Source organism: Neobacillus rhizophilus (assembly GCF_018343535.1).
Lineage (GTDB): Bacteria > Bacillota > Bacilli > Bacillales > Cytobacillaceae > Neobacillus > Neobacillus rhizophilus.
In genome coordinates, this window is record NZ_JAGYPF010000002.1 from 585,499 (window position 1) to 602,996 (window position 17,498).

Sequence of the window (17,498 nt, forward strand, 5' to 3'; positions counted from 1 at the left end):
GTACTCATATGTTGAAAAGAAAACATTTGCTAATCGTGATCATGTCGGTGCTGACCGTTTTCATGGGCGGCTGCTCTCTTCCGGGTTTGAGCGGTGCCGCGGATAACACGATTAAGGTAGGGACCATGGGGACATCAGAATCACAGATTATGGGGAACATAGTTCGGCTGATGATTGAGCATTACTCGGATGCCAAAGTGGAAATGGTGAATAATTTGGGATCGTCGATTGTTCAGCATCAGGCCATGCTGAATGGGGATATCGATATTTCCGCCACTCGTTATACGGGAACGGACCTTGCGGGGGCATTGGGGATGGAACCGGTCAATGACCCTAAGAAAGCGCTCAACATTGTCCAAAGCGAATTCCAAAAGCGATTTGATCAAACCTGGTTTGATTCGTATGGCTTCGCCAATTCCTATGCGTTTACGGTGACAAGAACACTGGCGGAAAAAGAAAACCTGAAAACCGTTTCCGACTTAGAACCATTGGTTTCTGATTTAAAATTAGGCCTTGATAATTCCTGGTTAAAGCGGAAAGGGGACGGCTATGAAGGCTTCGTCAAGGAATATGGATTTAAATTCGGACAAACCTTTCCGATGCAGATTGGTTTAGTCTATCAAGCGGCAGCGAATGGAAAAATGGATGTCGTTCTGGCTTATACAACGGACGGGCGTATCAAGGCCTTTGATTTAAAAGTATTGGAGGATGATAAGCATTTCTTTCCTCCTTATGATACCTCGGTCGTTGCCCGAAATGATGCCTTAACGGCCCATCCGGAATTAAAGGGCATTCTGCAAAAGCTTTCCGGAAAAGTAAATACCGAAAAAATGCAGGAGTTGAATTATGAAGCAGACGGGAAAATGAAGGAACCGTCCATCATTGCAAAGCAACTTTTAGAAGAACACGATTACTTTGAAGATGACAAATAGGAGGTGACAGCATGGAGACCATCAATGATATTCTGTATTACTATTCCCAAAATGCGGCGTATGTCTGGGTTCAATTTTACCGGCATTTCCTTATGTCTGCCTACGGCGTCTTATTTGCCGCGATTGTCGCCATCCCAGCAGGCATCTTGATTGCAAGATACACTAAGCTAAGCACGTGGGTAATCTCGCTTGCGAATATTATCCAAACGATTCCGGCTTTGGCGATGCTCGCTGTACTTATGCTTGTTATGGGACTCGGAACCAACACCGTTGTCTTTTCCTTATTTCTCTATTCGTTATTGCCGATTATTAAAAACACCTATACGGGAATACGTAATGTGGACCATGCAATATTGGAATCTGGAAAAGCTATGGGGATGACCAAGTTCCAGGTCCTGTTGATGGTCGAACTGCCGCTCGCGATGTCGGTAATCATGGCAGGGCTTAGGACCGCATTGGTCATCAGCATTGGGATTGCCACCATCGGAACCTTTATCGGTGCAGGCGGATTGGGCGACATCATCCTGCGCGGAACCAACGTAACAGACGGAACCCCCATCATCCTCGCAGGCGCCATCCCAACCGCACTAATGGCCGTCCTCACCGACCTCATCATGGCCTGGCTAGAAAGAAAACTAGCCCCCATCAAGAAAGAGAAGCGCAGGAAGCGAACAAGACTCGGAATGCGGCATGGGGACGGTTCTTATGCATCATTTTTTGGAAAATAGAGACACGGGGACGGTTCTGGTGCATCATTTTGGGGAGAATCGAGGCTCGTAATTTAGACTACTGATTTTAAAAGAAATTGTAATAAGAAAATCCCCCATTTTGGTTTTAGAAACGGTTACCATCGTGGGGGATTATCCATTGGTAGCAATGTCAGAGGGCTAAGGGCCTTGGATGCTAGTGGTCTTTTTGGAGAGGAAAAAAGGAATGAGGCACGAGAACCGTCCCCATGCCTCGCTTTGCGTTATACAAATTCCACGATTTCCTCCAATTGAATACGCGTGGTTTTGTATGCCGGTGCTGCTGCTTTTCCTAGGGAGATCAAGAGCATTGGCATGTAGCGGTTGGATACTTGGAACTTGTCCATGAATTTTTGTTTGTCGAAGCCGCCCATTGGGACTGTGTCATAGCCTTTTGCTTTTGCGGCCAGCATCAGCTGCATCGATACCAAGCCTGTATCAAAGGCAGCGATATTTTTGCGGACTTCTTCGGGTAAGTTAGGATACAAGCTGTTTGAACCTGCGATTAGGCGGTGCATGCTAGCTTCGTCCATATAGCCGGCCTCGAAGTTGCTTCTGTACACTTTCTCGATGTTTTGATACATTTCTTTATCCCCCAAAACCGCAATCACGGCTGAAGAGGTTTCGACCTGCTCTTGATTGTTTGCAATCTGACGGAGTTCTTTCTTTTTTTCTTGGTCATCAATCACGATAAAGCGCCAAGGCTGGAGATTGCTTGAAGAAGGAGCCAGGATAGCCTCATTTAAGATTTCCTCAATTTCCTCGCGGGCAATTTTAAAAGTAGGATCATATTTTCGAACAGAGTGACGTTCTCTGATTACATCGCTGAAACTTTGTGCATTCATAGTTGAAGTGGACATTCTTGTTGCCTCCTTTTGAAAAATAACTTACCAAAAGTAAGTTTTTAAGTTCGTGTTTTAGCTTACTATTAGTAAGTGAATGAGTCAAGCGAAAACTATTGTGATATAATGTGAAAATATTGGTGACAAGCAAATGAGGTAAGAAAATGGAAAAATCAAACTGTACCTGTACTGAAAATGAGATAAGTAAAATCTGTAAGGATTTCCATGGGACAATTGAATTTATTGGAAAGCGGTGGATGGGGATTATCATCTATCAATTACTTAAAGGGCCTAAACGCTTTCATGAACTAGTGGAGAACATCCCTGGCATTTCTGACAGGCTTTTAACCGAACGACTGCGAGATCTTGAAAAAGAAGGATTGGTCAGCAAAAAAGTCCTTGTCCCTTCGCAAAAGAAGGTCGAATATGAATTAACCCCAGGAGGCAAGGAACTTGAAGCGGTTATTACTTCGATTCTTCACTGGGTTAAAACAAGGCAGAAGTGAGGCATGGGGACGGTTCTTGTGCCTCATTAATGCACAAGGAACCGTCCCCCACCTATTTTTCCAAATAAAAAAGGGCAGCAATAACATGCTGCCCTAGCTTCGGATATCGAGTATCTACAGTTGATTCGAAACTATCGTTAGTAATGCACTAAGGATGATAGTGGCGAAAACAATAGAGGTATATACAAGGTTTTTCTTCATCTTTTTCCTTCGCAGTACTTCCTCCGGCGTAAGCCAGTAACTCTTTGACATCAAAATTCCCCCTTTAGAATTGATGGCAGCTGGCTGGCCTTGCTCCATCACAGAGGCCCCTATAGCTTTGCGTCATCACCTTTCAGTGATTTTGCCCTTAAATCAAGATTAAAGGATTTTAAAGAAATTGTCTAGATTTGTCGAAATGAAACATGGGGACGGTTCTCGTGCCTCATTTTCAGCCCGTTTTGATGCACAAGAACCGTCCCCATGCCTCCATCTGTTAAGAAAACATGGCAATCAGTCCAATATCATCTATTTACGACTAATTATGACAGTTTTGCGACAGAAAATGATGCTTTATGACGATTACTATAGAGGGGGAGTTCGTTGAATGTTGTGCATTTAGTAAAAAAGGTATAGAGAAAATTCCCCGGCAAAAACGGTTGATTTTACTATCTAGAGAGAGAAATGGAGATATGATGATTTTGACAAAAGAATTTGTTCTTAATGGGGAAATAGCACTTAGCAGGAAAGTAACGCATGGAAACAGCAAGAAAACACAAAACGTGCCTGCCTTCACTTCAAGGATGGAAAAACGAGAATATTATAAAAGCATACAGTTCGATCTTCGAAATGTATTAGATGTCAAAGGGTTCTTAAAAGATATTAGGGCAAATTGGAATACATATGTGTCACAGGTGAGCGAGTGGATTCAAAGAAATGTTGTAAAAAGGCTCGTCGTGACGGGCATTTTTACCGTTGTTCTTGGCTTGTATACAAGTGCGGCGAATGCGGCATTTATTCAAGAATACACCTATCAGGTGAAAACTGGAGAAAACATTGAAACGATAGCGGCAAAACATGGCGTCACCGCTCAGGAAATTTTAGATGCCAATGGGATTTCTTCTATTGAAGGCAAGAAAATTCTATTGCCAATCGTGGAAGACAGGACTGTTACCGCCACAACACTGAATGTCCGTTCCCGGCCGAACACGGAAAGCAGCATTCTTGGAACCTATAAAAGAGGGGAAACGGTCAAGGTTGCATTCATCGAAAACGGATGGGCGGCAATCCTGATTAACGGACGCGTTTGTTATGTGAGTGCTGCGTACCTTTCACAAAAACAAGTCGTTGCGTCTCAAGCAAAAACGATGTATGTGACAGCCACATCGTTAAGAGTTAGAGAAGGGGCATCAATGAGCAGTGCTGTAATCGGTTCGTTAAAATTTAACGAAGGCGTGTCCGTAATCTCAACCTCTTATGGCTGGGCACAAATTCAATACAATGGCAAAACCGCGTTTGTGAGTGCCACCTATTTATCTAATAACGCACCAGCAAATGTAAATAATGAGCCTAGTAAAAACAACAACACAACGACAAGTTCATCTGTGTATGTGATTAAGAGCGGGGATACTTTTACAAAAATCAGTAAGGCACTTGGGGTCTCAGTTGCATCCGTTCAAGCACTAAATCCAACAGTGGACCCGGTCAAGTTGAAAATTGGCCAAACCATCAACATCCCTGACACAACTGCCACCGCACCTAATCAAATAAGCGTCAGCGCTCAAATCGGAGGGGTACACCCAAACGGAGACTTTCGTTTCAACACCCCTGATGGCCGCACCTATAGTGCAAAAGCATCAGGTAACATGATCAATGAATTATTTAACCGCCAAGGACAACAAGCAACCCTAACCCTCGAAGCGAAAAGAGGCCAACAAATGACCTTAATCGCTATTAAGTAATCATGGGGACGGTTCTTGTGCCTCATTTTAGCCCATTTTGAGGCAAAAGAACCGTCCCTTTGTATCAAAAAAGTGCACGCCAATAGCGTGCACTTTTTGGTCGTGCTCTTTTTTTAGTATTCAAAGCCAATTGAATCATATATATATACATGGAGGAGGAGGGATTACTCTGTTGATTGAGGTGCTGTTGCTTGAAGGTCAATCAATGTGGAATGTTCCGTTGTTGGTGATTCTAGCGGGTATTTCTGTTGTTTATTCGTTGTTGTTGCATCGGTTTACGGACATCAAATTGTATCATAGACCACCGCTCTTCTTTTTCCTTGGTATGGGTTTGTTATATTTCGTCCTCGGCAGTCCGTTAACTCTCATCAGTCATCTTTCCTTTAGTTTGCACATGATTCAAATGAGCATTTTATATTTTGTTGCCCCGCCCATTCTGTTAAGAGGGATTCCAGGTCCCTTGTTTCAAATGATTTTGAAAAATAGCCCATACCCAAAATTGAGCAAAGTGTTTTTCTCCCCAAGGCTGGCGTTATATGTTTTTGCGGCATTATTTTTGATGTACCATTTGCCGGTTGTTTTAAACACTTTTTCAAAAAATCCCTTCATTCACAATGGATATATATCGTTCCTATTGCTGTTGTCCTTCGGTATGTGGTGGCCGATTGTGTCGCCTGACCCAAATCAAAGCCTCAGTAAGGGGGAAAAGAAACGATTTGCTGTTCTTAGTGGCTTGCTTTTAATGCCGGCATGTTTATTATTTGTTTTTAGCGCCGTCACAGATGGAATTACCAACCCTTTTCTTACCAGGCTGACAGCCCATCTTTGCCTGCCCTCTCAGGACGCTTCCCTACATATACTCCCCCCTCTATTTAATACAAAGTATGACCAAGCGATGGCAGGATTTCTGATGCTGGGAATTCACAAAATGAGTTTAATGGTAACCTCACGGATAGCAAAGAAGGAGTCCAAAACCCTAGGTGAAATATGAAAAAAGCCGAACTTCAAAGTAAAGTTTGGCTTTTTCATTACTTTATTCTAAAGTGTCCCTATTTTTAATAGAATATATTAATTTGAGGAAACCGAAAGTGGTGAATATAGAGGATGAAGGAAACAGCCCATATAGAGATTAGTGGGATGTATTGCGCCGCTTGCGCCGCCAGAATCGAAAAAGTTGTCTCCAAAATAGACGGGGTTGAGGAAGTGCAAGTCAATCTGACAACGGAAAAGGGGCGCGTTATATTTAGCAAGAATCGGACAAGCATTCAGGAAATTATTAATAGAATCATTAAAATTGGCTATGATGCAAAAATTGACCGGCAGAATCATTTACAGTCCGAGCTCGAGAAACGGAAAGAAATGACGGTTCTTAAGCGGCATTTTTTTGTCTCGGCCTTGCTTACGATCCCTTTAGCGTGGGCGATGTTTGCCCACTTTACATGGGTTTCTTTTATCAAAGTGCCAGAGCTTTTTCTTCAGCCCCTCTTCCAATTTGCTTTTACTATTCCTATTCAATTTGTCATCGGGTTCAAATTTTACGAAAGGGCATGGAAAGCGCTGAAAAGCGGCAGTGCGAATATGGATGTTTTAGTGGTGTTAAGTACATCGGCCGCCTTTTTTTACAGCCATTATTTAACGTTCACGCATTTAAATGCTACAGAACATCCAGTGTTGTATTATGAAACAAGTGCTTTTATCATTACATTTATTTTATTAGGAAAATTTCTTGAAGCTAGAACCAAAATGAGGACCACACAGGCAATCAAGAAGCTTTACCAATTGCAGACGAAAACCGCCACGTTGTTTTTGAATGGAAAGGAATCTCTATCCCCTGTGGACCAGTTGTCTCCGGGGCATGTGATTATCGTGAAATCAGGTGAAAAGATCCCGATTGACGGGCAGGTGATTGAAGGGAACTCGATGGTTGACGAGTCTTTGTTAACAGGCGAAAGCATCCCTGTTGAAAAAAGCAACGGCCAAGATGTTTATGCCGGGACCATCAATCAGAACGGCACTTTAAAAATAAAGGTAACAAAACGGGATTCTGAGACGACGTTGTCGCAAATCATTCGGGTTGTCGAGGAGGCGCAAGGATCCAAGGCGCCAATTCAGCATATCGCCGATAAAGTGACCGGCATTTTCGTTCCGATTATTATTATCATTGCGTTAATTACGTTTGTGCTGTGGTATTGGATGCTTCAGCCGGGGGTTTTAAGCGAGGCGCTTGAGAAGATGATAGCCGTGTTAATTATCGCCTGCCCCTGTGCACTTGGACTGGCGACGCCTACTTCTGTCATGGTCGGCAGTGGACGAGCCGCCCAGTCGGGGATTCTTTTTAAAGAAGGAAAGTTTCTTGAATTACTAGGGAAGAGCACCACTGTTATATTGGATAAAACCGGTACGCTCACGAAAGGAGAGCCGCACGTAACGGATGTGTATGTTGAGCATTTTAGCGAGGAGGAGTTCTTTGCCATCGTCGGCGCTGTGGAAATGGCTTCGGGGCACCCGATTGCAAAAGCCGTGGTAAGGGAAGCCAAGAAAAGAGGGTCCATTTTTCCAAAGGCAAGCGGGGCAGTAGCCTTCCCGGGCTATGGGATAAAGGCGTTTGTGGATGGAAAAGAAGTGTTGATTGCGAATCCAAGTTATTTTTTGAAAAATAAACTTTTCATCCCAGTTAGAGCAGGCAGAGAGATTGCCAGGCTTGAACAAGAAAGGAAGACGGTAATGGCGGTTGCGATTCAGAACCGCTTTGCCGGAATGATAGCCGTTGCCGATGAGGTAAAACCTGCCTCCAAAGCTGTGGTTGCCGACTTGAAAGGGATGGGACTGGAAGTCATCATGCTGACAGGAGACAACCTTGAGACCGCTAAGGCGATTGCGAAAAAGACCGGAATATCAAAGGTGAAAGCAACCGTCACACCGCAGGAAAAGGCGGAAATCATCCGCTCACTGCAGAAGGTAGGAAAGAAGGTGGTTATGGTCGGGGATGGAATGAATGATGCCCCGGCCTTAACTGTTGCCGATGTCGGCATCGCCATAGGGACCGGCTCCGACCTCGCCATCGAATCCGGCGACATTACCGTCATCAAAGGAGATTTGAGCAAGGTGGTCGAGGCTATCCAAATCAGCAAAGCCACCATGACCAACATCAAACAAAACTTCCTCTGGGCCTTCCTATACAACATCATCAGCATCCCATTCGCCATGTTCGGCCTCCTAGCCCCATGGCTTGCCGGCGCCGTCATGGCCTTCAGCTCCGTCTCAGTAGTCCTAAACGCCCTTCGATTAAATAGAACGTGATGCATGGGGACGGTTCTCATGCATCATTTTCAGTGTTTTCCCAATGATACATGGTGATGCACATGGTCGGTTCTTATGCCTCAATTACAAAAGCAGCTTGCCTCCGTAACGGGCAAGCTGCTTTGTTTATTACATAAAAATGATGTTATTTTTTATTGGCTTGGCGTCCGCTCTTTTTCTGGCTTTGTGAACTTGTGTTTCCGATTTGATATTCATTACCTAATTCAATGTCATTCCTTTTATCGTGTTTCTCAATTTGTTCTCTCGTTTGATCCCGTTGCATTCCTTGACTAGACACGATTCATTCCATCTCGCTTTCCAATTAGTCTGTTTAAATTCGCAAAATAAGGCATGAGAAAAAGGGGGTACTGAAGCAAATCAGTATCCCTTTTTTGTGGAATATACAGAAGAAATCCTGGGTTGGGTCTGTTCCGAAGACTTTTCTGATCTCACACAACTATTATTATGTACTCATCCGCAATTTTATATTAGGTCATGGGGACGGTTCTCGTGGCTCACTCTTGAAAGCAGCTTGGTTACATCGCAGGCAGGTTGCTTTTTTCCACAAAGGAAACTCGAAAAATTGCTATACAAATTCCAACATTAATTTTAGACAGTTTTTAAAGAAAAGCCCTACATCACAATCATGAAGGATTTTGGTGAAAAATGTTTCATTATGGAAGTCTAAAGAAAAAGCATTCTCTATTTCCCAAGCAATTTTCGACGAGTTTTTCAATTGCATTCAAGGGAAAATGTGATCTCAACGGGGTTTTTGAGGGATTCAACCAAACGATTGGCGGAATAGAAAAACGGGAAACCTGTAAAAGATAGGTTAGATTTCATTAGGCAGCTTCATTTGAACCTGCCATTTTGAGACACAAGAACCGTCCCCATGCATCAATTTGTGGTAAACTATATAATATTTTAAATTTATGTAAGGTGTTTGATGTGCTTGGAGTTTAAACAGTTGGAGTGTTTTATTGAGGTTACACGGACGGGGAGTTTTACGACGGCGGCGGAGAATTTGTTTATTACGCAGCCGGCCCTTAGCAGGATTATTAAGTCGTTGGAGGATGAACTGGGGACGCCGCTGTTCATTCGGACGAGGAAAAAGCTGGAGCTGACGGATGCGGGGCGGGTTCTCGTTAAACATGCATTAAAAGTCGAGGAGCAGCTGCAACTATTGAGCGACGAGCTAGATACTGTGCTTAAGTTAAAAACACGGCATGTCCGCATCGGGCTTCCAACAATCACTAATTCGATTTTTTTCTCGCAGCTGATTGCATCGTTCCATCGGGAATATCCCGAGGTGACCTTCCAGTTGGAAGAGGACGGGTCGAAACGAATTGAAGAGAAGATTATCAATGATTTACTCGATTTTGGGGTCGTCGTTCTTTCTGAGGAAAATGACCTTCTAGACAAATATATGTTTGTAAAAGAAAAACTGAAACTGGTTGTTCCTCCGTCACATCGTCTGGTAGGGAAAAAAGAAGTGTCACTGCACGAGCTTAAAGAAGAAAGCTTTATCATGTTCAACAAGGATTTTGAGCTGCGAAATCTCGTCATTACGGCCTGCAGGCAGGCGGGATTTCAACCGACGATTATTTCTGAAACCTCACAGTTGGATTTTATTCAGGAATTGGTTGCGTATAATATCGGGATTACGTTACTGCCGGAGAGCACTTGTTTGGAATTGAAAAATGATTTTAAAACCATACCCGTCACCAATCCGACCATAGAATGGAATCTGGCGCTGATTTGGAAAAAGGATGAACACCTATCCAAGGTTGCCAAAGAATTTATCCGTTTTGCGAGGGTAAAACTGTCGAAGGAAAATCCCTCCACTGGCAATTATTAGAAAGCTTCCTCTTGTAAAAGGGGAAGCTTTTTTTGGTTCTACCTGACAGGAAGCGCCTTCATACGATTTTGTTATGAACACCATGTTCTATCGGCATTGTATATTACCACAGTGGCCGTATTATAATTTTCATGTCAAAAAATTTAATGCCAACAATGAGGCAACCGCTTCGAAAGGCATTTTTATATATAGGGTGATGGAAATGCAAGCAAAGAAAGTGAAAGAAACACGTGTTGTACAAACCGACCAAGTGCTTATTAACGATTTAAACAACTATCATACATTGTTCGGCGGCGTTCTAATGAAGAAAATGGACGCCTGTGCGGTGCTTTCAGCCCGCAGGCATACACGGATCAAGGAATGTGTGACGGCATCAACTGACTCCGTCAATTTCATCGAACCAATCCGCGTCAGTGATTCGGTCTGCATCGAATCCTTTGTCAGCTATACAGGAAAAAGATCGATGGAGATTTTCTGCAAGGTGGTTGCCGAAGACCTTGAAACGGGTAACCGTAGAATTGCGGCTACGGCGTTCTTTACGTTTGTTCCTTTAGATGAAAATAAACGGCCAATCGAAGTGCCGGCGGTGATTCCGGAGACTGAGGAAGAGAAGTTTCTGTTTGAAACAGGCAAAGAACGCGAACAAATCCGCAAGCTGAAAAGGCAGCAAAACAAAGAACTCGTGTCTAAATTGACAGTAGATAAGCCATGGGATTAATTTAATACGAATCAAGGGGGAGAAATAGCATGGTCATTGTTTCTAGCTATAACGAATTGAAAAATGTACAAACAGCTATTGAAAAATTAAATGCATCGATTTATCAAAAATTTATTAATATCATTAAACTGACTCGTCAATTCCATTATGGATATCAATATATGGGCTCATTAATCATGGACGAAGATCCAAATCAATTCCAGCCAATGTCCCAAGATGATTACGTCTTATCAGTTTACAAAAAGGAAATCGATAAACTCAAAACAGACAACAAATTCCTAGACTTAAAACAACTCCTAAAAAGCCACCAACAATTAGGCTACGTAAACATAAGCAAACTAGCCCTAGGAGAAAACCCACAAGCCCTAGTCGGCCCAATGGTCCTGCGCTAAGTGATGCATGAGGACGGTTCTCGCGTCCCACGTCCCACCTAGCACATCCCGCAATTGAAAAAATCATCTTAAACTCCTTCAGCCTTTGGGCTGGGGGAGTTTTTTTTCGTCCACCACTTTGACACACAATAACCGTCCCCATGCCTCATTCCCTCTAGGTCTGAGGTCTTAGTTACAATTACAGCAGCTGCCCGAGGTTAATGGAGGGTTGGAAACCCTATAATAAAAAAGGTAAATACATCCAAATATATCTGAGTATAAAGGGGAAGAGGAGTTTGAAATCGTGGATTAGGTTTTCGTTAAAGAATGCAGGGGTTATTTTTATCGCCATGTTGATGGTGATTGCTGGGGGGATTTATTCCATCAAGACGATGAAGATGGAGTCGATGCCGAATGTTGATATTCCATATATCATTGTCCAGGTTCCGTATGTCGGCGCTACTCCGGAGCAAGGATTAGAGGATATAGGAAAGCCGCTGGAAGAAACGCTGTCGGGAATTAAGAAGCTTGATAACTTATATATCGAAGCTCACAGTAATGTGGTTGTCGGAGTTCTGGAGTTTGAGATGAGCAAGGATATGGATGAAGCGGAGAAGGAAGTCACGACCGCAGCCTCAACCATCAAGCTGCCTGCCGGTGCAGAAAAACCGGAAATTCTAAAGGATGGTCCTTCCGCCATGCCGGTCTTCACCTTTGCGCTGTCGTCGGAAACCGCCAATCAATCCGACCTGACGCAATATATCAACGATCGGATCAAGCCGGCATTGACCGGAATTGACGGAGCAGGCTCAATCGATATTTCCGGTGAAACCGAAAAGGAAGTCGCCATCAAGCTCGATCCGGAAAAAATGAAGCAGCACAGTGTGACCTATGAAACGGTCAAGCAAACACTGCAGTCCCACCATTTTTCATTCCCGGCTGGGCAGGTCAATATCAATGAAAAAACATTCAACGTGCAGGCCGATTTTAAGCTTGATTCGGTTGAGGATGTTAAATCAATTCAAGTCTTAGCACAAGGGCCAACGGGCACGATTGAAAAACTGCAACTGGCCGACATTGCTGACGTTTCTTACACAAACAAACAAGAAATGGTGTATACCCGTCTCAACGAAAAGCCAGCGGTCCTTGTGGAAATGAAGGCACTGCCTGGCGCTAATACTGTTGAAGTCGTTTCACAGGCAAAGGATAAGCTTGATGCACTGGATCTTCCCGCTGGCTACACCTTAACGAAATTATATGATACGTCAAAAGAAGTGAAAACATCCGTCGATGGCATGCTTCGTGAGGTATTGCTGGGAACATTGTTCGCTGTGATTGTCACTTTTCTTTTCCTGCGTAACATCAGGGCAACGCTGGTGGCCGTGCTTTCCATCCCGCTGTCCATCCTGGCCTCGATGATTACGCTGAAATATTTTGATTATAGCCTAAACATGATGACACTCGCGGGAATCGCCGTGGCAGTCGGCCGCGTCATTGACGACTCGATTGTGGTCATCGAAAATGTGTACCGCCGCACATTAACAAGCCCGAACCGAAATGAAAAGCTGGTGCTGACAGCAGCAAAGGAAGTGGGCGGAGCCATCACTTCTTCAACGCTGACAACGATTGCCGTCTTTGGCCCGCTTTCCTTTGTACCTGGAATCATCGGCCGGTTCTTTGCCCCGTTCGGTATTACGGTCATCGTGGCACTCGCGTTCTCACTGATTGTTTCATTAACCGTCGTGCCGCTGTTGGCAAAATTATTTTTACTTGGAATCAAACACAAAGAGGTCAAGGAATCCATTTTTGAAAAAGCCTATCGACATACGCTTGCATGGGTGTTAAATAAACGGGCAGTCACCATTATTCTGGCTGTTGTCCTGTTTGCAGGGTCACTCGTCTTGGTTCCGCTGATTCCAAAGAACTTCCTGCCGCAGGAAAAAGCGGTATCGTACCGTCTGACAGGCGATTTACCTGCTGGAATTTCGCTGGAAAAATCAAACCAAATAGCTGTGAAGATGGAAGAAATCCTTAAGCAGGAAAAACAGGTGAAACATGTCCAAACTGTTGTAAATGGTGAATACATTCGCTTATCAATTGATCTGAAGGATAACACTACAAAAAATCAAACAACTGATTTTGAGAAAAATGTCAGGGATGAAGTTGAAAAACTGGACCCTCAAATGCTAGTAGCGCTTAGTCCCGTTGGCCTTGTTGGAACAAGCGGTTTGGCGTTAATGGTCGAGGGCGGGAATGCCAAGGATTTAGAGAAGGCTGGAAAAATGATCACAGAAAAACTGAAAGGTATCGATGGGCTGGAAAATGTCGAATCCAACCTTTCTGGAGTGAAGGAACAGCTGCAGCTGGAAATTGATGATAAAAAAGCTGCTGAAAAAGGGTTAAACCCAATTATGGTGGCGGGCTACGTGAGAGAGTTGATTTCCGGAGACACGGTCGCTAACATGCAGGTGGAGGGGAAAACCACAAGCATTCACTTGTCATTAGCAGGGGATTCGTTAGACTCCATTGATAAGATTATGAGCCAAAGCATGGAGAATCCAATGGGACAGCAGGTCACCCTTTCCGAAGTGGCAACATTGAAAAAGGCACCAAGTCCGTCGGCGTTATACCGGTTGAATCAGCAGCAATATGTGCAGGTGACGGGCCGTATCACGACTGATAATGCGTCGGGTGTGCAGGCTGAGGTCGATAAACGGATGGCCGAGTTGGATTTACCGGCAGGGATCACCTATCATTCAGAAGGTCAGGCGCAGGCGATGAATGAAGGCTTTACGAATATGATGATTGCCATGGCAGTCGCTGTTGTACTGGTGTTTATCGTGATGCTTGTTGCATTTGGCAACACGTTAATGCCCGTTGCGATTCTCTCGTCGCTGCCATTTTTATTCTCCGGTGGATTGCTGGGATTGTATTTGACGAACCAGGCACTAGGAATGCCGGCTTTAGTTGGATTTTTAATGTTAATCGGAATCGTGGTCACCAATGCAATTGTGTTGATGGACCGGGTGAAGCAAAATGAACAGAAGGGCATGGAGTTAAAAGCCGCGCTGCTTGAGGCCGGAAAAACACGCCTACGTCCCATCCTGATGACGGCACTCGCGACAATCGGCGCCCTATTGCCATTAGCCCTATCCAACGAAGGTGGACTTATCTCCAAATCACTCGCCATCGTCGTCATATCAGGCTTACTAACATCCACCCTACTCACACTCGTCATCGTCCCAACCATGTACCATCTACTAAGTGGTGCACGGGGACGGTTCTTGCGCATCATTGCCAAGGGTGAAAAACGAAACACGGGGACGGTTCTTGCGTTTCATCAGCAAAAACAGTAAAAAAAAGCCCGACTATCTATCAAAGGAAACGGACGAAATCTCTTTCTAATAGGTTGTCTTTATTGATGGTGCCAATAAAAAATGCACATGCGGTTTGCATCCCAAATCTCATGTGCATTTTTTGTTACATTAGGGTTTACAGCTGTTTATTTCTTTTCGACTTTTACTAACCCTTTTCCGAAATTATGCTTATCAAAATAGCAAATGACCGTATCGTGAACTTGAACCCTTTCACCCTCGATGATTTTATCCGCAGAAAATTCGATTTTCGTCCCGTCGGTACCCTTACCGTAGTATTGCTCACCTTTAATATCGGTAATTTCGTATTCTATTGTAGTGAACCCCGAGGAATCGCTGCTTTCCGTTGTCGTATTGTTCACAGGAGAAGGTGTATTATTTTTCAGCAAAACCATTGCCAATAAAACTGATAAAAGAATAACCAAGATAATTAGTCTTTTGAACATATTGCTAACCCCCATATATGTATTTTATGAAATGAAAGACAAAAGTAATATCCCTCTAAATTCCCTCGGTCTTTATACCTATAAAGGGCTCACTCGAACCTTTTATTGAGGCACAAGAACCGTCCCTATGCCTCACATGTGCTTTTTAAAGAAGAATATTCTATAATTGGGTGGGCCGGCAAGTAGCGGCTTTCAAAGTATGTTTGGACCAGCCGAGGAAAATAATAGATGATATGGTTTGGTTCGAACAAGTTTGTTTAAGGTGTGTGAAAACTATGTTAGAAGAGATATTGTCGCAAGTCCAAAGTGGCAAATTAACGGTTGCTGAGGCGAAAGAAAAGTTAGCCACCTATGAGAATTTAGGGTTTGCAAAGGTCGACCATCACCGGAAGGATCGTCAAGGGTTCCCGGAAGTGATTTATGGGGAAGGGAAGACGCAAGAGCAGATCCTTTCCATTATCCAAGCAATCCGATCAAAAGATAACGATGTATTAGTGACACGAATTTCAAAAGATAAGGCTGATTATATCCTTCGGGAACATCCTGAATTTATTTATAATGAAACAGCGCAAATTCTCTTTTGGAAAAAGAACACCACTAAAGAGGATGATTATCAAGGCTACATTGCTATTGTTTGCGCAGGCACGTCCGATCTGAGAGTGGCAGAAGAGGCCGCGGTTACGGCCGAAGCACTGGGAAGTAACGTCCGCCGCTTTTATGATGTAGGTGTTGCAGGAATCCATCGCTTATTTGATAATATTGAACAAATCCAACAGGCGACAGTCTCCGTCGTTGTTGCAGGCATGGAAGGGGCGCTGCCGAGTGTGGTTGGCGGGCTTGTCTCCCATCCGGTCATTGCCGTTCCAACGAGCATTGGATATGGTGCAAATTTCAATGGTTTGTCTGCACTGCTGACGATGTTGAATTCTTGCGCCTCAGGTATCAGTGTGGTCAATATCGACAATGGATTTGGTGGAGCATACAACGCTGTCCTGATTGATAACATCGCGAAAAAAGGAGCAAACAAGGGATGAGAACACTTTATATTGACTGTTTTTCAGGGGTCAGCGGGGATATGTTTATCGGCGCCCTCCTGGATGCAGGTGCAGATCCAGCTATTTTAGAAAAAGAATTAAAAAAACTTCATTTTGAAGATGAATATCATATAAACTGGAAGAAAATCGTGAAGAACGGAATTACTAGTACGAAGTTTGATGTGTTGTTAACACAAGCTGGGCATAACCATCATGAGCATGATCACCATCATCATGAACATGATCATCATCATGAGCCCGACCATCATCATGAACATGATCACCATCATGAGCATGACCATCATCATGAACACGATCATCATCATGAGCCCGACCATCATCACGAGCATGATCACCATCATGAGCATGACGATCATCATGAGCACGACCATCATCATGAGCACCACGACCATCATCATGAACATGACCACCATCACGAGCATGATCATCATCATGACCATGGACATCATCACCGCTCATACAGTGATATTGTAAAAATGATTGAATCATCTGATTTGGCAGCTGAAGTAAAAGCAACTTCGTTAAAAATCTTTCGGAAAATTGGTGAAGCAGAAGGGCATATTCATGGTGTGCCATTAGAAAAGGTTCATTTTCATGAAGTAGGTGCCGTCGACTCCATCATTGATATTGTTGGTGCAGCAATTTTACTTCATCAACTAGATATACAGAAAGTAAAGTCCTCACCTATTCCTGTCGGTACAGGAAGAATACATATCGACCATGGTATTTATCCAGTCCCTGCACCAGCCACATTAGAAATTTTAAAAGGTGTGCCAATCGAACAAAGCGATGTCAGATTCGAACTCACAACCCCAACAGGTGCAGCGATTGCAGCCGTACTGTCAGAAGAATTTTGCACCATTCCATCATTTGAAGTAAAAGCTATTGGCTATGGGGCCGGTACAAAAACCTTCAAAGACCGTCCAAATGTCCTTCGGGTCATTATTGGAGAGTAAGCGATAGGATTAAAAAAAAATATTCAAAAAACGGATAAAGGTGTCAGCCCTTAATCCGTTTTTTTTTTTTTTTTTGAAAAACTATTTTTCTTTTAAGAGAGAATAATCAAAACAGAATGGGAAAAATAGAATGTAAACCTTGTTGTCGAGGGCCGAGAATGCGTGGTTTATTAAAGTGTTGCAAGTGAAAGGTGGTATTTTTCCATTCTTGTGTAGTGAGTGTTGAAAAAATAAACAAAATCAATCTATTTTATTCTATTGACAAGATTATTCGAAACAGTATAAAATGATAACGTTCACAACGTGATGCAAATACCAACGATTTTTATTTTTTGGTATTATCGAAATCATAAAGTGGGCAAATGTGTTGCAAATATTATCTATTTACCATGATTTGGGTAAAATGTCCCAAAGTTTAAAAAGACTTTCACAGAACGATTCTAACAAGTCTTTA

Annotated in this window: 17 protein-coding genes and 1 riboswitch; of the genes, 13 read left to right on the plus strand and 4 right to left on the minus strand. The window is 43.4% G+C overall.

All coding sequences use genetic code 11. The annotated features are described in order from the left end of the window. The first annotated feature begins 8 nt into the window (after nucleotides 1-8). Both KHA99_RS10705 and KHA99_RS10710 read left to right on the plus strand, forming a co-directional pair. Nucleotides 9-932 carry an osmoprotectant ABC transporter substrate-binding protein gene (locus tag KHA99_RS10705; protein WP_213117435.1) on the plus strand — a complete coding sequence of 308 codons (924 nt, stop codon included), beginning with the start codon at nucleotides 9-11 and terminating at the stop codon, nucleotides 930-932. Nucleotides 933-943: 11 nt separating this feature from the next. Then, complete coding sequence (locus tag KHA99_RS10710) at nucleotides 944-1,660, plus strand: ABC transporter permease (protein ID WP_213117436.1); 717 nt, start codon at nucleotides 944-946, stop codon at nucleotides 1,658-1,660. Nucleotides 1,661-1,902: 242 nt separating this feature from the next. On the opposite strand, the gene KHA99_RS10715 is transcribed toward KHA99_RS10710, so the two are convergent. Further along, nucleotides 1,903-2,538, minus strand: a complete 636-nt coding sequence (locus tag KHA99_RS10715; protein WP_249366590.1) for a nitroreductase family protein — start codon at nucleotides 2,536-2,538, stop codon at nucleotides 1,903-1,905. A gap of 146 nt (nucleotides 2,539-2,684) precedes the next feature. Here KHA99_RS10715 and KHA99_RS10720 point away from each other — a divergent pair, with 146 nt between their 5' ends. Beyond that, entirely contained in the window at nucleotides 2,685-3,026 is a 342-nt protein-coding gene (locus KHA99_RS10720) for a winged helix-turn-helix transcriptional regulator (protein ID WP_213117437.1), read from the plus strand. A gap of 114 nt (nucleotides 3,027-3,140) precedes the next feature. Here KHA99_RS10720 and KHA99_RS10725 read toward each other — a convergent pair whose 3' ends face one another. Beyond that, nucleotides 3,141-3,278 carry a hypothetical protein gene (locus KHA99_RS10725; protein WP_213117438.1) on the minus strand — a complete coding sequence of 46 codons (138 nt, stop codon included), beginning with the start codon at nucleotides 3,276-3,278 and terminating at the stop codon, nucleotides 3,141-3,143. Nucleotides 3,279-3,299: 21 nt separating this feature from the next. Next, nucleotides 3,300-3,384: riboswitch (cyclic di-GMP riboswitch) on the minus strand. A 21-nt stretch (nucleotides 3,385-3,405) separates the two neighbouring features. Between KHA99_RS10725 and KHA99_RS10730 the strand changes: the two genes are divergently transcribed. The 4 genes from KHA99_RS10730 to KHA99_RS10745 all read left to right on the plus strand — a co-directional run bounded on the left by KHA99_RS10730 (nucleotide 3,406) and on the right by KHA99_RS10745 (nucleotide 8,266). Continuing rightward, nucleotides 3,406-3,612 carry a hypothetical protein gene (locus tag KHA99_RS10730; RefSeq protein ID WP_213117439.1) on the plus strand — a complete coding sequence of 69 codons (207 nt, stop codon included), beginning with the start codon at nucleotides 3,406-3,408 and terminating at the stop codon, nucleotides 3,610-3,612. Between the two features lie 85 nt (nucleotides 3,613-3,697). Further along, the gene (locus KHA99_RS10735; RefSeq protein ID WP_213117440.1) at nucleotides 3,698-4,966 is read left to right on the plus strand and encodes an SH3 domain-containing protein; all 1,269 of its coding nucleotides are present in this window, start codon (nucleotides 3,698-3,700) and stop codon (nucleotides 4,964-4,966) included. A gap of 181 nt (nucleotides 4,967-5,147) precedes the next feature. Next, a complete protein-coding gene (locus KHA99_RS10740; protein WP_284037996.1) occupies nucleotides 5,148-5,957 on the plus strand; it encodes a cytochrome c oxidase assembly protein in 810 nt (269 codons plus the stop codon). A gap of 113 nt (nucleotides 5,958-6,070) precedes the next feature. Beyond that, entirely contained in the window at nucleotides 6,071-8,266 is a 2,196-nt protein-coding gene (locus KHA99_RS10745) for a heavy metal translocating P-type ATPase (RefSeq protein WP_213117441.1), read from the plus strand. 145 nt (nucleotides 8,267-8,411) lie between these two features. Here the strand turns inward: KHA99_RS10745 and KHA99_RS10750 are convergent, their stop codons facing one another. Then, the gene (locus tag KHA99_RS10750; protein WP_213117442.1) at nucleotides 8,412-8,564 is read right to left on the minus strand and encodes a hypothetical protein; all 153 of its coding nucleotides are present in this window, start codon (nucleotides 8,562-8,564) and stop codon (nucleotides 8,412-8,414) included. Between the two features lie 654 nt (nucleotides 8,565-9,218). Between KHA99_RS10750 and KHA99_RS10755 the strand changes: the two genes are divergently transcribed. The 4 genes from KHA99_RS10755 to KHA99_RS10770 all read left to right on the plus strand — a co-directional run bounded on the left by KHA99_RS10755 (nucleotide 9,219) and on the right by KHA99_RS10770 (nucleotide 14,569). Beyond that, a complete protein-coding gene (locus tag KHA99_RS10755) occupies nucleotides 9,219-10,124 on the plus strand; it encodes a LysR family transcriptional regulator (protein WP_213117443.1) in 906 nt (301 codons plus the stop codon). 202 nt (nucleotides 10,125-10,326) lie between these two features. After that, nucleotides 10,327-10,842 carry an acyl-CoA thioesterase gene (locus KHA99_RS10760; protein WP_213117444.1) on the plus strand — a complete coding sequence of 172 codons (516 nt, stop codon included), beginning with the start codon at nucleotides 10,327-10,329 and terminating at the stop codon, nucleotides 10,840-10,842. Nucleotides 10,843-10,871: 29 nt separating this feature from the next. Further along, on the plus strand, nucleotides 10,872-11,234 hold the full coding sequence (locus tag KHA99_RS10765; RefSeq protein ID WP_213117445.1) for a hypothetical protein: 363 nt from the start codon (nucleotides 10,872-10,874) through the stop codon (nucleotides 11,232-11,234). Nucleotides 11,235-11,509: 275 nt separating this feature from the next. Next, nucleotides 11,510-14,569: an efflux RND transporter permease subunit gene (locus tag KHA99_RS10770; protein ID WP_213117446.1), complete on the plus strand. Its 3,060-nt coding sequence runs from the start codon at nucleotides 11,510-11,512 to the stop codon at nucleotides 14,567-14,569. Between the two features lie 146 nt (nucleotides 14,570-14,715). On the opposite strand, the gene KHA99_RS10775 is transcribed toward KHA99_RS10770, so the two are convergent. Continuing rightward, on the minus strand, nucleotides 14,716-15,033 hold the full coding sequence (locus KHA99_RS10775) for a hypothetical protein (protein WP_213117447.1): 318 nt from the start codon (nucleotides 15,031-15,033) through the stop codon (nucleotides 14,716-14,718). A 275-nt stretch (nucleotides 15,034-15,308) separates the two neighbouring features. Between KHA99_RS10775 and larB the strand changes: the two genes are divergently transcribed. Both larB and larC read left to right on the plus strand, forming a co-directional pair. Continuing rightward, a complete protein-coding gene (larB, locus tag KHA99_RS10780) occupies nucleotides 15,309-16,067 on the plus strand; it encodes a nickel pincer cofactor biosynthesis protein LarB (protein WP_213117448.1) in 759 nt (252 codons plus the stop codon). Beyond that, nucleotides 16,064-17,044, plus strand: coding sequence for a nickel pincer cofactor biosynthesis protein LarC (gene larC / locus KHA99_RS10785; protein WP_213117449.1), 981 nt, complete (start codon nucleotides 16,064-16,066; stop codon nucleotides 17,042-17,044). Before larB ends, larC begins: the two co-directional genes overlap by 4 nt. Nucleotides 17,045-17,498: the final 454 nt, after the last annotated feature.